The organism is Thermococcus sp. GR5, assembly GCF_012027535.1.
Taxonomy (GTDB): Archaea; Methanobacteriota_B; Thermococci; order Thermococcales; family Thermococcaceae; genus Thermococcus; species Thermococcus onnurineus.
Window position 1 is genome coordinate 12,271 of record NZ_SNUN01000002.1, and the last position, 18,873, is coordinate 31,143.

Below are 18,873 nucleotides of genomic sequence, written 5' to 3' on the forward strand. Positions count from 1 at the left end.
GTTTTGAAAACCAAAATATAAATATGATTAAGATACTCCTCAGGCTTAATGTTGTACCATGTACATTCATCAAAAGGCTCAACCGCTTCGTGGCACTGGTAGATGTTGACGGGGAAGAAAGAAAAGCCCTAGTTACAAACACCGGCCGCTTGGAAGAGTTCATGATTCCAGGGAGGAAGGCCTTCTGCGTTCCCAAGAGCGGGGGAAAGACAGACTTCGTCCTAGTTGCCTTTGAAGACCTAGGTGGAAAGGGAGCCATCATAGACACGAGGACTCAGGCCAAAGCCTTTGAGAAGGCAGTGGAGCTTGGCTTGGTTCCATGGCTTAAAGACTGCAGGATAAAGAGGAGAGAGGTAACCATTGGAAGCTCAAGGCTGGACTACCTCTTCGAGTGTCCTGGCGGAGAGGTTTACGCTGAGATGAAGAGCGCGGTTCTGAGAGGTGGGGAGAGGGGAGAATATGCTATGTATCCAGACTGTCCTACCCTGCGGGGGCAGAAGCACATAAAAGAGCTGATAGAGCTCCAAAAGGCCGGGAGGAAGGCAATGATTTTTTTCATCGGCGCCATGCCTAGTGTTGAGAAGTTCAGGCCATACGAGAGAGGCGACCCTGAGATAGCGCGCCTTCTGAGTGAAGCCAAGAACGCCGGCGTTGAAATCCACGCGCTGAGCATTTCACTCCTTCCAGATGGCAGGGTGATCCTCGAAAGGCCAAGCCTTGAGGTTGAGCTGAGGGAGGATTTTTAAAGACCCCACCCTATTTTCAAAGGGGTAACGACCCCGCGAGGTGATGGGAATGGCCATAGTCGATGTTAGAATTTTGGTTGAAGGTGCGAGCGACGTTGAAGTGGTAAGTAAAGCTCTTCAAGGTCTGGCCTTGGGAAGTGAGTACAACATAACGATTTCTGCCATAATCCCGACGACCAACGTTGAGATTGCAAAGAGCGCCGCAGCTGGGGCTGACCTGCTTATCATAGCCACTGACGCCGACCGCGTTGGAAGAGACCTTGCTGAGAGGCTTTTTAATGAGCTGAGCGAGATGGTCGGCCACATTGAGAGGATGAAGCTCCCTCTCGGCCATGACCTTGAGCACGTAGATGTCGAGCTCGTCAGGAAGGAACTCAAGAACACACTGGTGAGAGCAGGGCTCAAAACACTCCAATTGCTGCCCGGCTACATGGAACTGAGAAAGGAGCTCCTTGATGTTAAGGGGAAGTACGACCAGCTGGCAAATGACTACGAGGCCCTCTACAAAGAGTACGAAGATCTTCAGAAGAAGTATGAGGAACTCCATGGGGAATACGTAAGAATTAGGCACGAGAATGAAGGATTGAGAGAACTCCTCAACAAGAAGAGCAGACCAGTTAAAATAGACGATGCCTGGAAGAATCTCTTTCCAGCTGAACCCACCCCTGAGGAGAGGCTCATCGCAATAGCCGTCGAGAAGCTTGGGCTGGCGGGTAAAGTCATAGTCGGCCAGGGATACATCTTCGCCGAGGACAAGGGACTAGTTGATGAACTCCTCAAGACAGTCTACCTTAGTCTCTCCATAAGGGAGGAGCCTCCAAAGCCACCAGAGCCACCGAGGAAGGAGCCGCCAAAACCGTCTGAGCCTCCCAAAGAGCCAGAAGTTGTCGCTGACGCAGAGATAAAGCCTGACGACATTGAGGGCCTCTTGAAGGGGCTGTGAAATGGAAGCCATCAACGAGATAATCGAGGAGTACGAGACTTACCTTGATCTGGAGGGCAAGAGCCCGAACACCATTAGGATGTACTCCTACTACGTGAGGCGTTATCTGGAATGGGGCGGGGAGCTTAAAGCCCGCTCCGCACTCCGTTTTCTCGCAAAGCTCAGGCGCGAAGGTTACTCCAACAAGAGTCTGAACCTTGTCGTCCAAGCCCTGCGCTCCTACTTCCGCTTTGAAGGCTATGATGAAGAGGCCGAAAAGCTCAGGCCGCCAAAGGTACCCAAGAGCCTCCCCAAGAGCCTGACGAGGGAGGAGGTCAGGAAAATTCTCTCCGTTATCCCGCCGACGAAGAAGCGCGACAGGCTCATTTTTCTCCTCCTCTACGGCGCAGGTCTTCGCGTCAGCGAGCTGTGCAATCTGAAGAAGTCCGATGTCGACTTCGAGCGCTCCCTTATAATCGTTCGCGGCGGAAAGGGCGCCAAGGATCGCGTTGTGCCGATTCCTGCCTTCCTGCTGGAAGGGATTAAGGCTTACCTTGAAACAAGAGATGACGACAGCGAATACCTTATTGTGGAAGACAGGCGGGAGAGGAAGGATAAGCTCTCTCCGAAGACCGTCTGGTACCTCCTTAAAAAATACGGCGACAGGGCTGGAATTCGGGTTACACCCCATATGCTCCGCCACAGCTTTGCCACCCACATGCTCGAAAACGGCGTTGATATAAGGGCTATTCAGGAACTGCTCGGTCACTCGAACCTGTCAACAACTCAGATTTACACGAAAGTCACAGTGGAGCATCTCAGGAAGGCACAGGAGAAGGCGAGGTTGATAGAGGGATTAATTGAGAAATAATCAGAGTTCTCCTTTCTCTTTCAGCAGGGCAAGGTAGCTCGTGAAGGCTCCAGCTGAAATCGTGTCTCCGAGGCCAACCGTTGAAACCGGGTTCTTGACGAGCCTTGTCGGGATTATAACGACCTTGTACTCCCTAGTTCTCAGCTTCCTCTTGGCCTCTTCGAAGCGGAGCTTGACGTATTCACCGCGCTCGTTGTAGGGAACTTTGAGGCCAACCTTGAAGTCCTCGGGCGATTTGATGTCCCCCAGAGAAGCCCTCGCTGCCGCTAAAGTCGTGGCCAGCTCGAGACTCTGCATGAGCTCCTCCTCGCTCAAGGGATTGTCAGCATGGGTAACGTACATGATGTAATAGATCGTATGAATCTGGAGAACCTCGAGGTTCATCTCGTCAATGAGTATCTTTCCTCCCAAAACGGTGTCCTCGATGCGGTTGTAGGTGAATATCCTGTCCGAGAGTTTTGAGTATCCCAGAGCGTTCAGGATGTGGGCTATCTCTGACTCGTCCATGCCTACGCTGTCGACGAGTGGGAAGAGGTTGTAGATGACTTTCTTCCTCAGCTCGCGGTTCTGGATTGAGGCAAACTCCAGGTGGACCTTGACGTCCTTCTTCCTCTTGAGGAGTATAATATCCTCTTTGGCCTTTTTGAGGTAGTAGTTTGCATCCTTCCCGTCGGAATAGCGGAGCTTTATCCCCTGGTATCCCGAAAGGATCGCCCCATCAACCTCGCCCCCTATTTCGGGGAGAAAAGGTCTCAGCTCGGACTTAGTATGGATCTTTATGCTTTCGAATCTGGCCGAAACGATAAACCTGCCCGAGAAAGGAACCGTTATCGTTTCGCTTCCGAGCTTGAAGGTCGTCCCCGCGCGGAACTCGAATATCCTGTTGACCTTTATCGGGTCGCCTTCGCGGTAGGCCTCGCGCGGGTGCTTGAAGGTCAGCTTTCTGTCCTCAACAATAGGATAAAAGAGATTTGGTTTATCAACAAACATTCTGGCCTGCTTTTTGGCCAGGTGAGGGGTGTAAACTATAACACGTCTGAAGTCGAGGTTCGCCAGAAGGTTCGCTATTATGCCCGCCTGACCCCCCATTCTCTCGACGTCATATTTGAAGTGGGAATCAAACCACTCGTGGAGCTCTTCATTAACCAAAGGCACAGCCATCGGCTTGCCAGTTTTAAGCGCATGAACAAGTCTTGCAACGAAGTCTATGGGCTCATTTATCTCCCTTGGGTACTCCTCCAACCTTCTCCTCACGGCTGTTGCACCGAATTCGTCTATCAGTTTCTGGACTGTCTCTCCTTTGAGAAAGACTATCGCGTCGACGTTCGTGTTGTACGCGGTGTATATCGAAAGTTCCCTAGCCTTGTGGAGGAGCTCCATATGTATCACCCTCAGTGACTAACATTTAGAAAATGTGCACGGATTCTTAAAAGGGTTTCGGAAACTGAATGGACACAAAAATGTTGAATGGTGATAAGATCAGAACTGTGTTAGGAGTCTTCCAAGCCAGGGAATCTTCTCCATGACGTCCATTTCTCTGAGTGCCAGCCAGAGAGAAGCCTGGTTGCTGGTGACTACTGGGACACCAAGGTCTTCCTCCAGAGGCTCGATGATCTCGAACGTCCTCAGGTTGGTGCAGCTTATGAAGATTGCATCAGCCTCGTCCACGAAGGTGGCCTTAGCTAAGCGGTAGGCCTCGTAGGGTTCGAGCTTCCCTATCTGGGCGTTGTCCTCTATTCCGAGGCCCCTGATGTCTAGAACCTCGAAGTCGTTGGCCTCGAGGAACTCCTTCTCGCGTTCGTTTATCTCGTCGGTGTAGGGGGTTATCACGAGTATCGACTGAGCGTCGAGCATCTTCAGGGCCTCGACGACGGCCGTGCTCGTGCTCACCACCGGAACGTTTACTTCGTTCTCTATCTTTGCCTCAAGCTCCTTCTCGAAGTCCTTGCCGCCGATGAATGAACCACTCGTGCAACCGTAGAGAATCAGCTCAATCCCTGCATCGCGGAGGAGCTTGGCGCTCTCCACTGCCAGAGCGTTCATCTTGATTAGCTCCTCCTCGGTAACGTTCCTGAGCGGAACCCTTGCAGTGTGCAGCGAGACCCCCTCGGGGATGGCCGAGTGAAGCTCCATCTCCATTGTGGTGTTCGAAGAGGGAACGATAAGACCTAGCCTGCCTCTCCATCCGTACATGCTTTCACCTTAGGTGGACTACTCAAGGACTCTCTTAAACCTTTGGTTTTGGAAAGACTGATTAACCTTTCCGCTAACGTTTCACAGGGTGATATTGTGGAACTTGGCAAGGCAATATTCAAGAGGACTTCTGTGAGGTACTTTGAGGAGAGGGATGTTCCGGAGGAGGCCATCAAAGCGCTCATTGAAGCGGCAGTGAGGGCGCCTACCGCCAGCGGTCTTGAGAACTGGCTTTTTGTTGTTTTCAAGAGTGAGGAAGCAAGGGAGGAGATCTACCGCCTGATAGCACGTGGGATGGAGGAGTACTATCGGGCGGTGAATCTCTCGGAAGAGAAGATAGAGAAGCTCAGAAAAAAGATGTATGAAAGGGGGATGTACCGGGCACCGGTTTATATAGCAGTTTTCATCGACAAACGTGTCCGCTTCCTCGAAGGTGAAGAGTTTGACGAACTCGAGTTTCTCTGGAGCGTGGAGAGCGCGGCAATGGCGATACAGAATTTAATGCTCAAAGCAGTTGAGTTAGGCCTCGGTACTGTTTACATAGGTGTTACGAACTTCAGGGGCATCGAGGAGCAGGTCAGAACGCTGGCTGGCCTCGATGAGAACTACTATCTCGTCGGCGTCATACCCCTTGGCTATCCGCTGGAAAAAGCAGCACCACGGAAGCGGAGGAAGACCCTCGAACAGGTCACTCGCTTCATCTAAACGTTTTTATTCTCCTTCCCTCAATTCCTTTTGGTGAAAGGATGATAGAGTTCGTCATACTCCTCGGCGTCATCGGTGGCTGGATAATAGTGGCTTCGACGCTGTTCCTAATGATCGCTCTTGGAAAGATGTGGGGGTTAGCTGGGGTTCTGATCCTAGTTCTGGCCATTCAGATAAACCACTGGCTCAAGAGGAAGTACATGGGCGCCATAGTTGACGCCACGCCGAGAGCGAAGGAGATAGCGGCCCACATTTTCGAGATGAACGAGCTGATACTCCTTTCCTCATATCTCATCTCGATCGTCCTTTGTGTCGTCATTCAAAAGTACGTCGAGATTGTGATTAAGTTCCCTCATATGGTGAGGTGATGCTCATGTTCAACGTCGTCATAGTCCGCTACGGTGAGATAGGCACGAAGTCGAGGCAGACGAGGAGATGGTTCGAGAACATCCTCATGAACAACATCCGTGAGGCCCTGGTGAGTGAGGAAGTCGAGTTCAAGAAGGTAGAAGCAAAGCACGGAAGGGTTCTTGTAAAGACAAACAGGGCTGAAGAGGCTGTTGAGGTTCTTAAGCGGGTCTTCGGCATAGTCTCGCTTTCCCCGGCGATGGAGATCGACGCAGAAATGGAGAAGATCAACAGGATGGCCCTCAAGCTATTCCGCAGAAAGAAGAGAGAGCTTAGATTAGAAAAACCTCGCTTTAGGGTAACCGCGAGGCGCATAACCAAGGAGTTCCCCCTGAAGAGTCCGGAGATCCAGGCGAAGGTCGGCGAGTACATCCTCGAGAACGAAGAGAGCGAGGTGAATCTCCACGAGTATGACATAGAAGTTGGCGTTGAGCTAATGGAGGGCAAGGCCTACATCTTCGTGGACAAGGTCAAAGCCTGGGGTGGCCTTCCCATCGGCACTCAGGGCAAGGTCGTGGCTCTGCTCAGCGGCGGCATTGATTCACCGGTTGCCGCTTTCCTCATGATGAAGCGCGGTGTAGAGGTAATCCCGGTGCACATCTACATGGGCGAGAAGACCCTCGAAAAGGTCAGGAAGATATGGAACCAGCTTAGGAAGTACGGCTATGGTGGAAAGGGCGAGCTGATTGTGATTAAACCCAAAGAGCGGGAAAGAATTCTCCAGAAACTCAAGGAGCTTAAAAAAGAGAACTACACCTGTGTCTTCTGCAAGTTCATGATGGTTCGCCACGCCGATAGAATCGCGAGGGACTTTGGGGCAAAGGGCATCGTGATGGGTGACTCCCTCGGCCAGGTGGCCTCTCAAACCCTGGAGAACATGTACATCGTCAGCCGGGCGAGCGATCTGCCGATTTACCGCCCGCTCATAGGCATGGACAAGGAGGAAATCGTCAAAATAGCAAAGGAGATAGGCACCTTTGAGCTGTCAACTCTCCCTGAGGACGAGATTCCCTTTATACCAAGGCATCCAGTGATAAGGGGTTCCTGGGAGGAGTTCAGAAAGCTCTACAAGGCCGTCTTCGGCGAAGAACCGAAAAATAGGGCATGTTGAGGTGATGTTATGGAGTCGACAAAACTCCCGGCATACATCTCCCTCCTCCTGCCACTCGTATTTCTTGTTGGGCTAATCGTTGTCATTTACCAGAATCCTTGGTTTTCATTCACCGACAACGCCCTCAGCGACATGGGGTCAGTACGGAATCCTGTGAACTACTACTTCAACGGCTTCATAATGCTCTTTGCCGTTCTGGGCTTCATAGCCTCGCTCGGGGCCTTCAAGAACGGCCTCTCTTATCTCATGCCCACCGCCATGGTCTCGCTCTTCCTTGTTGGCATCTTTCCTGAGGAATATTCCCTACATACTCCTTCAGCAACTCTCTTCTATGTCCTGGCGCTAGCGGATATAGTCCTCATAGGGCTCAAGCTCGCTCGTTCTGGCCTTTCCGTCGGGATGCTCTGGGCAATTCTTTCGGTTGTTACTTTTGTGGTGATGCTCTACATGGTGAAAGCTCGCGTTTTCAAGGGCCTTGCTATCCCCGAGCTTATAGGTGCGGCCATGATACTGGCCTGGTTTACCTATATTGGCCTGCTCCAGATTAGAGGTTCCCAACTCTAAGTTGAGGAAAACTTCATATATGGCTCTCCCCTTCTTCCAAACATGAAAGCTGTTGCACTGCTCAGCTCGGGCATTGATTCTCCAGTGGCGATATACCTCATGCTCAGAAAGGGCATGGAGATAACGCCGGTCCACTTCAAGCAGAGCGATAAGAAGGAGTCAAAGGTTCTGGAGCTCTGCGAGATTCTGAGTAAGTACGGGAAGCTCAACGAGCCCGTAATCGTTGATGCTTACGAGGAACAGGCGCCAGTCTTTTCCAAGCTGGTCGAGATAGGAAAGGCCAAGTGGACGTGTCTTTTCTGCAAGTACACGATGCTGAGGAAGGCCTGCAGGGTGGGGCACGAAATCGGGGCAAAAGCTATAGTTACGGGTGACTCCCTCGGGCAGGTGGCATCGCAGACCCTCGACAACCTGCTGATAATAAGTCAGGCGAGTGATCTGCCTATTTTGAGGCCCCTCATCGGCCTCGACAAGGAGGAGATAGTCAAAATAGCAAAGGAGATAGGCACGTTCGAAATAAGCATAGAACCTGAAGAGCCCTGTCCGTTCGTGCCGAAGTATCCGGTGGTGCGCGGCTCCCTTGGGGAGTTCGAGAAGATAAGGGAGAAACTCGTGAGGGAAGGGGTGCTTTAAAGCATCTCATTCCTCGCATAAGATTCTCTCAAGTTCACATCGAGGATGCAGGTGCAGTTCCTTATACAGACATCCTCGGGCACACCACTGGTCACCACGGGCTGAGTATCTTGTAAGCTTTCACCCCCTTTGTTGTCTGAACGTAAACGATATTTCCTTCAAGTTTCACATTTATCGGCCGTTCCCACTCCCCAAATTCCTTGCATGCGATTTTGATTAGCCTACCCGCGGTGAAAACGCAGACTCCGTTCTTCTCGTTCCTGAGCTCGTCCCTAAGGTAGTAAGCCACCGCTACATATTCATCGTTAGCGTCAATCAGCAGTCTAACACCAAGGGGGTGCCCTTCAATTGTGGCGATTTCACTCTTTTTCACTTCCTCGTTCCTCACAAGGTATATCAACGCCCTCGTTTTCCACAGATTAATGTCATAGTAGCCCACTGTATAGTACACCGTCTCACCCAAAATCCTTATGTGTGAGATGTATGGCCTCCTGACGTCGGGGCATATCTTCCTTCTTACGTTCCCGTCAGAAGTGTTCACAAAGTAAATGCACGAATCCACGAGGATTATGCTCCCATTGTGGTACATTTCCGGAAAGGCCTGGTATTTTTCCTTCCATACGGGGGTTAAGTTGTAGTCAAACAGCGCCATGGAGCTTCTCCGCTCTCCTGGGTAGTATGAATACACGACTACCCCCTCAGGAATGCAGAAATACTCCCCTTCCACACCTTCTAAGGTCATGTTCGCCTTCAGCGTTCCGTTAAGGGAGAGGGTGAAGTTCACAAGATGCTTAAATCCGCTCTGATAGTACTGAGATTTAACTTGGATTGCCGATAAGCATTGAATGAAACCAGTAGTCTCTCCCTCAAAATTAACCCCATCAGTTGCTATCGGAACAAGTGTCTTATTATCACCTGTTTCGTTGACACTTATTGAGATGCTGGACTTATTTTGTAAATGTAATCCTTCACCCTCATTAGGAGGGGGTGAGTTATCTTTTTGGATGATAAATAAAGAAACAGCAAAAATAAAAATTAAAAATCCTACCAAAACCTTTTTATCGTTCTTCATGACACCCCACCATTTACCACCTTACTACCCAGTCCCATCCACATTGGTTCCCGTATTCTTCTCTAGTACAGATTGCGAAGTTTTGAGATCTCGCGCTGTCTGGGGCAAAACACCCGTTACAATGTCTGTTTGCCCATTTACAAGAACTTCCAACGTCTCCTCCACCACAACACACTAGATATGGTGTGTTAAGATATAGTTTGTAGAATCCATTATAATGAGTAACATCCGGATCCTGAAGAGGTTTTAGGTAGTTTGTGACAACCCAACAACCTCCATTGTTGCACTCAACCTGCCAGATTATGTTGCTCTCCTGGTAGCTAAGTGTCTTGGGGTTGTATGCAGATCCACTGTAAAACAGTTTAATTTGAATTGATCCCCCAATGTACGGAAGAGCCGGATGCAACCATACTGCTTGATCCCAGTATTTTTTAAAGTCCGTTCCCGTATCAGGGAAGTCGTAAGTACAGTAATCTCCCCAAAATGTTGCCCTATTCGGAGTTGAGCTTTCGTATATTCCTACCCAAACTGCTACAGGAGAGAAATACATGTATCGAACGTAAGGTGCCTGATCGGCATCATACTGGCTAGGTACTCCAGGTAATGGAGGAGCTGGCTCAGAACATGATCCACAGTTGTATCCTTCAGTGATTCCTCCGAAGTGAATTGCCAATGGTTCTATCCCTGTGGCACTTGCTATCAGCGTCTGCTTTCGTCCGGTTTCTTTGAGTGTTTGCATGGTTTGTAGTTTTTCTTTCTCTTCGGCGAATTTGTAGATTTCATTCCAGAGTTTTTCCCTCCTGTCCAGCAGGGTGAAGATCTCCCTAAGGGTCTCTTCAGTGTAGTTCCCGGCTTTGACTTTCTTAAGCAGTTCTCTCATCCGCATGTCCGTTTGAACCACCTCAGTAAACGTCAGCTCTGCCGCCTGCTGGTAGTAGGCTATGAACCACTCCAAGTCCACGTCGGTTCTTACCGGATGAACTTTTTAATGTGCTCTTGGACGATGGCGCTCTCGGAAGGTAGTTTATAATAGAGAATCTTTCTGCCGTAAGGTGTCTGCACAGTGTAGTTCTGGACGATTTCAAGGCTGAGCTTCTGACGTTCGAGATACTCTAGTTCATTTGTGAGGAGTCTAATCTCATCTTTTAGCTTCACGATTTCGAAGAGAACGCTTGTGTTTTTAGTGGCGCTCCATTCCTCATAAAGAGTTTTGAGTTCTGATTTCTTCTGTTTAATGGTGTTAGTCAGGTTTGTGATGTTCGCTGTGAGATTATTTAGAAGGACGTTAACGTCGATGCAGGAGCAGTCCTGACAGGTTGCCTGGACTTGGTTGGTGGTTTGTGTTGCTTCCGCTTGGACGGTCTGAAAGCCGCCCAGGAGGAGAAGCCCAAGGAGGAGCATCGTTACCCACTTTCGCATTCGCCCCCCCAAAGAGGTTATCAATCATAATTATCAAAAGTTGTATATAACACTTTCGCCCGCAAAATACTGGGATTAAAACTTGCATTGGACAATATACAACTGTTGGAGTTATGTCCAAAGTATTTAAAACGCAGATTCATTACCCAATTCTGTCCATAACTGTTCGTTTTAGGAAAGCTTTTAAGGTCTTTGCCGGAGCCCTTTATGGTGATGGCAAATGAACGTGTTTAACAACACACTGGAGCTGTTCGAAAAGTACAAGCCGACCCCCCTTGTTAGGCTTTCCACCGAGAGGGGGGGATGTATTTTGCCAAGTTAGAGTTCTTTAACCCCTTCAGCAGGAGCATTAAGGACAGGGCCGTTTTTAACATGCTTATGAAGGCCATCGAGCGCGGGGACATCAACGGCACGAGGAAGCTTTTTGAGGCAACTTCCGGCAACGTCGGGATTTCTCTGGCTGCCCTCAGCAACGTTCTCGGTATTGAGTTCAGGGCATACCTGCCAAAGCCGACACCAAAGGCCACCCAGGTTCTGCTCAGAGTACTCGGTGCGGATGTCGTCATGACTGAATTCGAGACCATAGACCCTGCCATGGTTCAGTACGTCGTCGAAGAAGCGAGGAAGGCTGGAGCAGCTAACCTCAACCAGTTCGAGAACGACGACAACTTCGAGGCCCACTACCGCTTTACCGCTAGGGAGATAGACGAGCAGCTGAAGAGCATTGGCAAAAAGCCTGACGTTATGATAGCGGGCATAGGTACTTCGGGCCACATAGCAGGTCTGGCAAAGTACTTCAAGGAGCGCTATGACACAACCGTTGTGGGCGTCGTCCCGGCGAAGGGTGAGAAGATCCCCGGCATAAAGCGTCTTGAAACAAAGCCCAAGTGGTACTTCCAGGTAGACATAGACAGGGTCGTGGAGATAACCCGGAACGAAGCCATTGAGGGTGCCCTCAGCGTGGCACGCAGAGACGGTCTCTTGATAGGACTCAGCTCTGGAGCAGTGGTCAAAGCGTACGAAAAAGTCTCCAGCGAATTCGGTGAGAAAACATACGTCCTGATCTTTCCGGACGATGGATTTAAATACGTGGAGATATTTGAGGGTTACTTGGGGATCACATGAAAAGGTTAACCCTCGCCACTTACCTTCTTTTCCTCAACGGCTTTCTGCTTCTGTATTATGCCTACTCCTTCGGTTCAGTAGTTTACCTAGTCTTCGGCCTGCTGAGCATGGCTCTCGCATACGGCCTCACGCAGGAGAGCCGCACCGCCATAAAAATCGCCCTTATCTACGCTGCAATAGAGTTCTTTTTTGCGTTGCTGTTCCTGATAGCAGGTAATATATGGTCTGTCGTTGATGCCGCGGTGAGCTTTTTCATACTGCATGATATTCTGGGATACATCCAGGAGGTCGCAGGTGAGGAATCAGAAAAAGTCGAGAAAGAAAAAGTCTAATCAAGAGCCTTTCTCAGTACGCGGGGCTTATTTACTTCTTCTCTACGGGTTCTTTGAGGATTATCCTTGCGTCAACTACCACGGCACCTTTGCCCTGCTCGTAGACGAAGACCGGGTTGAGATCCATCTCTTTGATGTATTCCCTAAGCTCGTCGACGAGCTGGCTGACCTTAAGAAGGAGATTAACTATTGCATCGATGTCCGCTGGTTCTTCTCCGCGCGCTCCGGCAAGAATCGGATAGCTCTTGATCTCCCTGATCATCTTCTTGGCGTCATTTTCGGTAATCGGCACAAGCCTGAAGGTGACGTCCTTGAGAACCTCGACGAAGATTCCACCGAGACCAAACATTATAGCGTGGCCGAATTGCGGATCTTCGGTAACGCCTATGATGATTTCCCTTCCAGGCTTGAGCATCGGAGCAATCAGGACGCCGAGTATCTCAGCATCTGGCCGGTACTTCCTCGCGTTTTCGTGGATGAGCTCCCACTTCTCTTTGAGCTCCTCGGGGGTCTTTATGTTAAGGAGAACAACCTTGGCGTCGCTCTTGTGGAGTATCTGAGGAGACATCAGCTTCATGGCAACTGGATAGCCAATCTCCTCAGCATATTTGAGTGCCTCGTCAAGGGTCTTGGCAAGCTTTTCCTCCGGAACGGGAAGGCCGTAGGCCTTGAGGACCTGTTTAGCCTCGTATTCAACGAGTGCAGTCCTTCCGGACTTCAAAACCTCTTCGATAACTTTAAGGGCTTCATCCTTCATGATACCACCACCGAGAAAGTGAATGAGGGGCTCAGTCACCCCTCCTCAGATATTCAGCATATTTGACAAGGCCTGCCAAGGCCCTTACTCCTCTCTCAGGGGTTGGATAGACCGGGACTCCCTTCTCCTCTAGGATTCTAGCGTAGTAATCGGTCTTCTTACCACCCATGGCAACGGCAACGATGGGCTTGTCGCTCTTCTTCTGGTACTCCGCAAGGATGTCAATTATCTTCTCCTCCTCGAGGAGCGGCACCTGGAAGAGCACGATGACGAGTATAGCATCGACGTTCGGGTCATTGACGAAGCCCTCTATAGCGATTCTATACCTCTCGGCGTCGGTGTCGCCGACAACGTCTGTTGGGTTGCCAGCAACGGCGTGCGGCGGGAAGTTTTCTTTGAGGAACTTGAGTGTTTCTTCGCTCAGCTCGGCCATCTTGAGGCCGAACTTGGCAACGGCATCGCTCGCCATTACCCCGGCTCCACCGCCATCAGTGATGATTCCTATCCTGTTGCCTTTCGGAAGTTTGTCCTTCAGAGCTGCGAAGGCTTTCGCAAGATCAAACATGTGCTCGAAGTCCTCAGCGCGGATTACACCCGTCTGCTTGAAGACTGCGTCGTAGATAGTGTCCGCTCCAGCAAGGGAACCGGTGTGAGATGAAGCTGCCTTGGCTCCGTACTCGGTTCTTCCGCTTTTGAGGGCTATGACCGGCTTGACCTTGGTTATCCTCCTGGCGGCTTCCATGAACTTCCTTCCGTCCTTCACGCCCTCGATGTAGAAGGTGACGACGTTTATGCTATCGTCGTGGATAAAGTAATCCATGAGGTCCGCATCGTCGACGTCGAGCTTGTTGCCGTAGCTGACCATCTTGCCTATGCCTATGTCCGCCATGGCTGCCCAGTCGAGCATGGCTGCCGCGAAAGCACCGCTCTGGCTGACGAAGGCAATTGGTCCGCTCTTGGGTCTGTCCATTTTGTTCTCAGGCAGGAAAACCGTGTCAACACCGGTATCCGGCACGTAAACACCAACACAGTTCGGACCGATGATCCTTATGCCGTTCTCTCTGGCTATTTCAAGAATTTCGCGCTCGAGCTTCTTTCCTTCCTCGCCGAGCTCACCGAAACCACCGGTGATGATGATTACTGCCTTTATGCCCTTCTTTGCTATCTGTCTCATCGTGTCCGGAACGAACGGGGCAGGAATCGAGATGACTGCTAAATCAGTGTCATCAGGGAGCTCCTCAACGCTCTTGTAGACCTTGTAACCATCTATTTCATCGAGCTTTGGGTTTACCGGGTAGATGTTGCCTTTGAAGATACCGCGCTCCTTGTTCATTTTGAAGTTCTCAAAGATGACGTTTCCAACTTTACCTTTCTTGTTGGTTGCGCCAATGATAGCGACCGCCCTTGGGTCGAAGAAGGGTCTCATTTCCTCTACTATCTTTGCTTCCATTGGTATCCCTCCACCAGAAACTGCTTCTCGCAAAAACTTCATTTCAAATGTATAAAAGAGTTGCGTTTTGTAAAAATTGGGCTCCAGTGAACTGAAAAGTCCATCAATGCAGACTTCTCAGAAATTCGAGGCTTTTTCTCGCCGATTCTATGTCCCCCACCTCAAGAGACCATGTCACCTTTGGAAGTTTGGGAATAACCTGGGCCCAGGGAACAGTTCCCTCTCCTAACGGGAGATGCTCGTCCTTATCGCCGCGGTTGTCGTGGAGGTGGAGGTGCATGATTCTGTTTCCAAGAAGCTGGATGAAGCGGTCAAAGTTCCTTGTCGTAGTGTTTAGATGGCCGACGTCGAGAGTAACTCCAATATCAATGTCCCCCACCAGCTCTGCGAGTCTTTCGCAGCTCTGGGCGTCCAAAATGGGAAAGCTCGGCATGTTCTCGAGGCCGACCTTTATGCCGAACTCTTCGCTCCATGCGGCAATCTTTCTGAGCGATTTCCTGTGTATCTCAAGGTATTTCTCCTGGTGCTTTATGCTGAGTGGAGAACGGTGGCCAGGGTGAATGGTGACCACCAAGGCGTTCATTTCAGCGGCGACCTCTATTGTCTCGTGCAGAACCTCCAGTGCGGCTCTCCGTATCTTTTCGTTGAACGCACCGATGTTGATGTCGCTGAAGGGAGCGTGGACGGTTATCTTCATCCCATAGCCCTCAACGATCTCTGCGAAATCCCTGTAGCTCGCTTTTGTCAAATAGTGCGGCCACTCGCTCAGGAGTTCTATGAAGTCAAAGCCAAGCTTTTGTGTTTTCCCGGCCCATTCCTCGAAGTCTTTTATGCTCTTTCCCGAAAAGGCCGTCATGGATAGGCCAATCAACTCAACCACCTACCATAAGCTTTGCTATTATCACGACGTATATCGTGCCGAATATGTCGCTGTTGTTCGAAATGAGAGGTATCGCCACGTTGTCTGGATCGATGTTCTTCTGGAAGAGGAAGTAGGAGATTGTATACGAGTAGAGCATTATGAAAAGTGCCATGAGTGGATAGCTGAGGGTCAGTTCGTAAACTATTCTTGGCTCGGCTCCCGCGATGAAGTGGGCTATTCCCGCACCAAAGACGTTTATCAGGACCCCAACGATTGGCGTTGTGAGGAAGAGTGCGAGTATCTCCATGAATGGCTCCTTGGAGAGGTAGCCGTCAATCTCACCAAGGTGGAGTGCGGTTGAGGTTTTCGCCGCTATTATTGAGCCGTAGTTTCCAAAGGAGCTGAGGATTGAAGGATAGGCAAAGCCGAGGATTATAGAGGCCCCTATCAGGTCGCTGAACCTTTGGAGTGTGAAGCCCGAGATGAGTGAGAGCAGAGCTAAAGCTGTTATTATCGTGAAGAGCTCCTTGAATTCGACTATCTCGGCCTTTCTCACGCGGGAGATTGCCAGCAAGAAGAGGAAGAGCAAAATTAGGGCGAGATTGCTTCCCCAGAAGGTCTCCTTCGAGGTCTCAAGGAGGAGTATAAAAGCTATCAATGCTGGAATGGTGAGCAGGTCACCCATCGAGGCAACGAGCGGGGCGGCCATGCTGTCGGGGTCAACCTCCTTCCTGAAGGCAAATATGGTGACGAAAGCCGTAAAGTAGCCGAGGATGAGAGAGACGAGTATGGTCGAGCTCACAACGATGAGGAGAATCTGGAGGGCGTGGTACCTTATCCCCTGAATGACACCTATTGCCCAGAGAATCGTTACAGGGATTAGAGAGAGGAGCATCGCTATGACAATGTTCTTGAGAACCTTCTTTTCCCTGAGCGAGGGCTCGAGGTCACCGAGGTAAAGCATTGTGGAGAAGCGCGAGGCCATCGAGCCAAAAACGTTGCCGCGGAGGCCCATCATACCCGGCAGAATGACGAGCAGACCGGGATAATCGCGGCTAATTTTTTCCAAGTACTTACCGAGGAAGGTGCCTCCGAAGAAGCCAATTATCAGAGAGACGACTAACGAGGGCAGTGAGACCCTGTAAGCCTGCCTCACCTTTTCCCCGAGCTCCTGAGCCATCACTGGTATCACTCTCCACGCCCCTCACCCCCTAAACGTTGACCTCTGGTGGTATTAAACTTTTCGCGGCCGAAAACTAAATAAAATTCCCTTCAATTTCCCCTATCGGTGAGAGCCGGGTGGAAGAGTGGGACGAAATCGAGGTTCCCAAGAACGTTAAGGACATCTTTGTTGAGATGAAGAACACCGCCGAGCTGATGGTTGATCTCGCCTACTCCTCCGTTCTCTTCGGGGAGGAAGAGATAGCCGATGAAGTTCTCGAGCTTGAGGAGTATCTTGACTTACTCAACTACCACCTGATGGTGCATGCTGTTCTTGCCGCTAGAAACCCGAGGGAGGCGGAGCAGATAACGTCAATACTTCACATGGCACATGCTATCGATGACATGTCCAACGCGGCGGCGGATTTGGCAAAGATGGTTCTCGAGGGAGTTGAGCTTCATCCAGTTATCACCGAGGCCATCTTAGGCAGCGAGGAAATAATAGGTAAAATCTATGTCTCGGCAGATTCCATTCTCGTTGGTAAGACCTTAGAAGAGCTAGACCTTTCAACAAATACTGGTGTGTGGATAATAGCAGTTAGACGCGGAAAGCGCTGGATATTCGATCCAGACGGGGACTTCAAGATATTCCCTGGCGATATACTCATAGGCAGAGGCACTAACACCTCAATTGAGTACCTCAAGGAGATAGCGAGGGGCAACATAAAGGTGATGGGCAATGAATGAACTCGAAGAGATTAGAAACTGCCTTATAGAGATGAAAGACCTCTCATCGCTCATGGTTGACCTCGCTTTCTCGTCGGTCATGTACAACAGCGAGGACATAGCGGAGGAGGTCTACCTCCTAGAGGAGCGCATGGACGAGCTTACCCTGAAAGTCAAGAAGCTGGCCCTGATGCTGGCCAAGAATGAGGATGACCCGTTAAAGCTCCTCAGCGTCATAGACATGGCGGAGATAAATGAGCAGATTTCGGATGCCGCTTATAAGATCTCCGATCTTGTTCTTAGAGACGTCGAGCCCCACCCGATAATCAAGAAGATAATGGAGGACACCGAGGAAGAGCTGGGGAGGGTTACCGTAAGGAAAGGCTCCATTCTGCACGGCAAGACCCTGAAACAGCTTAAGCTCCCGAGCAAGATTGGAACGAGGATTCTGGCCATAAAGCGCGGAACTCGCTACATCTACAATCCTGGCAGAGATGACGTCATAAAGGAGGGTGACGTGCTCATAGCCGTTGGCTCGGACTTGGACAAGCTCAGGAAGTTAGCTGGGGAGGAAGTGGAAGAGGAGGAGTGACTACTTCTTCGAGCTCCCCTTTATATCTCCGTCCGTCACAAGCCCCTTTGAATAGGGACACAGCTCCCTCAGCGGGCACTCATCGCATCTCGGTTTAATCGGTCGGCATATAGTCTTTCCGTGGTCGACCATCGCGTGGTTAACGTAGATCCACTTCTCGTAAGGGATTAGCTGGCTAAGGTACTCCTCCACCTTCTCCGGAGCAACGCGCGGCGGAGCAAGGCCCAGGCGTTTGCTTATCCTGTTTACATGGGTGTCAACCGGTATCGCCTGTCTCCCGAAGCCATAAGCCAAGACAATGTTGGCGCACTTTCTGCCTATTCCGGGCAGTTTCATAAGCTCGTGAATATCGTCCGGAACCTTTCCGCCGTACTCCTTGAGGATTATCTGGGAGGCCTTAACAATCCATTCGCCCTTTGTTTTCCAGAGGCCGACGCCGTTTTCCTTCAAAAAGGCCTGCATTTCCTCTATCGGCGTTCTCGCGATGGTTTCGATGTCCCCGTACTTCTCAAACAGTTTTTCCCAGACCTTGTAGGTGACCTCGTCGCGCATGCGCTGGGAGATTATGCAGTGGATTAACGTCCTGTAGGGGTCGCCGATGAGGAGCTTCTCCCTCGGATGAGTCTTCATCAAGATTTCGACTATTTTTTCCGCCCTCTTTTTCTTCTCCTCCAAGCTTTCCTGGAAGGTGAAGCCATCAAGGCTTAACGAACCTGAGTTTGTTTTTGCCATGCACTATCACCACCGTTTCTTTGGAAACGCTAACTTTGTTAAGTTCCTCGAACTCATCACTATAAATCTTTTGTCCATTATGGTTCAGGATTAGAACCTTATTAGGAAACACCACGACGAAGCCCTTCTCGAAAGAAATTACATCTCTAATAGGGTCGTCGAATTCGAAGTCGATGATCCTAACTTCTCCAGTCGAGAACTCCACCCTCGTGCTCCTCGCGACCTTCATCGGTGAGGGCTCCGCGAGCAGAACTTTGAAGCGAAGAGGCTTTCCGAGCAGGTCTATCTCGACTTCCTCGTTGGTTCTTACCTCTTTCCCGGCTAGCTTTTCCCTCACTATCTCCTCGAAACCGGCCGGAAGTTCTGCCTCAAAAAGGGGCTTCAGGACAAGCCTCATATTCCCACCCTTGGATGCTTTTACCTCGCGAGTAATAAGGATTCCGAACCAGAATCTTTTTAAACGATATATCGTTCGATATGTTTGGTGATGTA

General features: G+C 50.4%; 23 protein-coding genes. 12 read left to right on the forward strand and 11 right to left on the reverse strand.

Annotated elements, in window-relative coordinates; genetic code table 11:
• Nucleotides 1–23: 23 nt before the first annotated feature.
• From sfsA to xerA, 3 genes are read left to right on the forward strand one after another with little or no spacing between them, the layout of a single operon-like run.
• Complete coding sequence (gene sfsA / locus E3E33_RS01930) at nt 24–746, forward strand: DNA/RNA nuclease SfsA (RefSeq protein WP_167711611.1); 723 nt, start codon at nt 24–26, stop codon at nt 744–746.
• A 49-nt stretch (nt 747–795) separates the two neighbouring features.
• Nucleotides 796–1,689, forward strand: coding sequence for a toprim domain-containing protein (locus E3E33_RS01935; protein ID WP_167711625.1), 894 nt, complete (start codon nt 796–798; stop codon nt 1,687–1,689).
• A gap of 1 nt (nt 1,690) precedes the next feature.
• Nucleotides 1,691–2,539 carry a site-specific tyrosine recombinase/integron integrase gene (gene xerA / locus E3E33_RS01940; RefSeq protein ID WP_167711610.1) on the forward strand — a complete coding sequence of 283 codons (849 nt, stop codon included), beginning with the start codon at nt 1,691–1,693 and terminating at the stop codon, nt 2,537–2,539.
• Here xerA and pfkC read toward each other — a convergent pair whose 3' ends face one another.
• Both pfkC and E3E33_RS01950 read right to left on the reverse strand, forming a co-directional pair.
• Entirely contained in the window at nt 2,540–3,919 is a 1,380-nt protein-coding gene (gene pfkC, locus E3E33_RS01945; RefSeq protein ID WP_206203402.1) for an ADP-specific phosphofructokinase, read from the reverse strand. It abuts the gene before it with no gap.
• Nucleotides 3,920–4,018: 99 nt separating this feature from the next.
• Complete coding sequence (locus tag E3E33_RS01950) at nt 4,019–4,732, reverse strand: aspartate/glutamate racemase family protein (RefSeq protein ID WP_167711609.1); 714 nt, start codon at nt 4,730–4,732, stop codon at nt 4,019–4,021.
• 96 nt (nt 4,733–4,828) lie between these two features.
• Here E3E33_RS01950 and E3E33_RS01955 point away from each other — a divergent pair, with 96 nt between their 5' ends.
• From E3E33_RS01955 to E3E33_RS01975, 5 genes are read left to right on the forward strand one after another with little or no spacing between them, the layout of a single operon-like run.
• Nucleotides 4,829–5,437, forward strand: a complete 609-nt coding sequence (locus E3E33_RS01955) for a nitroreductase family protein (RefSeq protein ID WP_167711608.1) — start codon at nt 4,829–4,831, stop codon at nt 5,435–5,437.
• A 41-nt stretch (nt 5,438–5,478) separates the two neighbouring features.
• Nucleotides 5,479–5,805: a hypothetical protein gene (locus E3E33_RS01960; protein ID WP_012571969.1), complete on the forward strand. Its 327-nt coding sequence runs from the start codon at nt 5,479–5,481 to the stop codon at nt 5,803–5,805.
• Nucleotides 5,806–5,810: 5 nt separating this feature from the next.
• Nucleotides 5,811–6,956: a tRNA uracil 4-sulfurtransferase ThiI gene (gene thiI, locus E3E33_RS01965; RefSeq protein WP_167711623.1), complete on the forward strand. Its 1,146-nt coding sequence runs from the start codon at nt 5,811–5,813 to the stop codon at nt 6,954–6,956.
• A gap of 9 nt (nt 6,957–6,965) precedes the next feature.
• The gene (locus E3E33_RS01970; protein WP_167711607.1) at nt 6,966–7,520 is read left to right on the forward strand and encodes a DUF998 domain-containing protein; all 555 of its coding nucleotides are present in this window, start codon (nt 6,966–6,968) and stop codon (nt 7,518–7,520) included.
• 42 nt (nt 7,521–7,562) lie between these two features.
• Nucleotides 7,563–8,153: a 7-cyano-7-deazaguanine synthase gene (locus tag E3E33_RS01975; RefSeq protein WP_167711606.1), complete on the forward strand. Its 591-nt coding sequence runs from the start codon at nt 7,563–7,565 to the stop codon at nt 8,151–8,153.
• Between the two features lie 91 nt (nt 8,154–8,244).
• Here E3E33_RS01975 and E3E33_RS01980 read toward each other — a convergent pair whose 3' ends face one another.
• The 3 genes from E3E33_RS01980 to E3E33_RS01990 are packed head-to-tail and all read right to left on the reverse strand — an operon-like array spanning nt 8,245 to nt 10,644.
• Nucleotides 8,245–9,225 carry a hypothetical protein gene (locus E3E33_RS01980; protein ID WP_167711605.1) on the reverse strand — a complete coding sequence of 327 codons (981 nt, stop codon included), beginning with the start codon at nt 9,223–9,225 and terminating at the stop codon, nt 8,245–8,247.
• Nucleotides 9,226–9,238: 13 nt separating this feature from the next.
• Complete coding sequence (locus tag E3E33_RS01985; RefSeq protein WP_167711604.1) at nt 9,239–10,186, reverse strand: hypothetical protein; 948 nt, start codon at nt 10,184–10,186, stop codon at nt 9,239–9,241.
• Nucleotides 10,187–10,194: 8 nt separating this feature from the next.
• Nucleotides 10,195–10,644 (reverse strand): hypothetical protein, encoded by a 450-nt coding sequence (locus E3E33_RS01990; RefSeq protein ID WP_167711603.1) that lies wholly within the window; start codon nt 10,642–10,644, stop codon nt 10,195–10,197.
• A gap of 303 nt (nt 10,645–10,947) precedes the next feature.
• On the opposite strand from E3E33_RS01990, the gene E3E33_RS01995 reads away from it, so the two are divergent.
• Together E3E33_RS01995 and E3E33_RS02000 are read left to right on the forward strand one after the other, a co-directional pair.
• Nucleotides 10,948–11,769: a cysteine synthase family protein gene (locus E3E33_RS01995; RefSeq protein ID WP_167711602.1), complete on the forward strand. Its 822-nt coding sequence runs from the start codon at nt 10,948–10,950 to the stop codon at nt 11,767–11,769.
• Nucleotides 11,766–12,101: a hypothetical protein gene (locus E3E33_RS02000; RefSeq protein WP_012571963.1), complete on the forward strand. Its 336-nt coding sequence runs from the start codon at nt 11,766–11,768 to the stop codon at nt 12,099–12,101. Before E3E33_RS01995 ends, E3E33_RS02000 begins: the two co-directional genes overlap by 4 nt.
• 31 nt (nt 12,102–12,132) lie before the next feature.
• Here the strand turns inward: E3E33_RS02000 and E3E33_RS02005 are convergent, their stop codons facing one another.
• The 4 genes from E3E33_RS02005 to E3E33_RS02020 form a co-directional block, all read right to left on the reverse strand.
• Nucleotides 12,133–12,858 (reverse strand): acetate--CoA ligase family protein, encoded by a 726-nt coding sequence (locus E3E33_RS02005; protein WP_167711601.1) that lies wholly within the window; start codon nt 12,856–12,858, stop codon nt 12,133–12,135.
• 31 nt (nt 12,859–12,889) lie between these two features.
• On the reverse strand, nt 12,890–14,308 hold the full coding sequence (locus E3E33_RS02010) for an acetate--CoA ligase family protein (RefSeq protein WP_012571961.1): 1,419 nt from the start codon (nt 14,306–14,308) through the stop codon (nt 12,890–12,892).
• 103 nt (nt 14,309–14,411) lie between these two features.
• A complete protein-coding gene (locus E3E33_RS02015) occupies nt 14,412–15,188 on the reverse strand; it encodes a sugar phosphate isomerase/epimerase family protein (RefSeq protein WP_342764303.1) in 777 nt (258 codons plus the stop codon).
• Nucleotides 15,181–16,362 (reverse strand): magnesium transporter, encoded by a 1,182-nt coding sequence (locus tag E3E33_RS02020; protein ID WP_238516368.1) that lies wholly within the window; start codon nt 16,360–16,362, stop codon nt 15,181–15,183. The genes E3E33_RS02015 and E3E33_RS02020 overlap by 8 nt, the downstream gene beginning before the upstream one ends.
• 107 nt (nt 16,363–16,469) lie before the next feature.
• On the opposite strand from E3E33_RS02020, the gene E3E33_RS02025 reads away from it, so the two are divergent.
• Nucleotides 16,470–17,078, forward strand: coding sequence for a potassium channel family protein (locus tag E3E33_RS02025; RefSeq protein WP_012571958.1), 609 nt, complete (start codon nt 16,470–16,472; stop codon nt 17,076–17,078).
• Nucleotides 17,071–17,649 (forward strand): potassium channel family protein, encoded by a 579-nt coding sequence (locus tag E3E33_RS02030; RefSeq protein ID WP_167711600.1) that lies wholly within the window; start codon nt 17,071–17,073, stop codon nt 17,647–17,649. The genes E3E33_RS02025 and E3E33_RS02030 overlap by 8 nt, the downstream gene beginning before the upstream one ends.
• Here E3E33_RS02030 and nth read toward each other — a convergent pair whose 3' ends face one another.
• On the reverse strand, nt 17,650–18,381 hold the full coding sequence (nth, locus tag E3E33_RS02035) for an endonuclease III (protein WP_167711599.1): 732 nt from the start codon (nt 18,379–18,381) through the stop codon (nt 17,650–17,652).
• Nucleotides 18,347–18,778, reverse strand: a complete 432-nt coding sequence (locus E3E33_RS02040) for an ATPase (protein ID WP_012571955.1) — start codon at nt 18,776–18,778, stop codon at nt 18,347–18,349. The genes nth and E3E33_RS02040 overlap by 35 nt, the downstream gene beginning before the upstream one ends.
• Between the last annotated feature and the right edge of the window lie 95 nt (nt 18,779–18,873).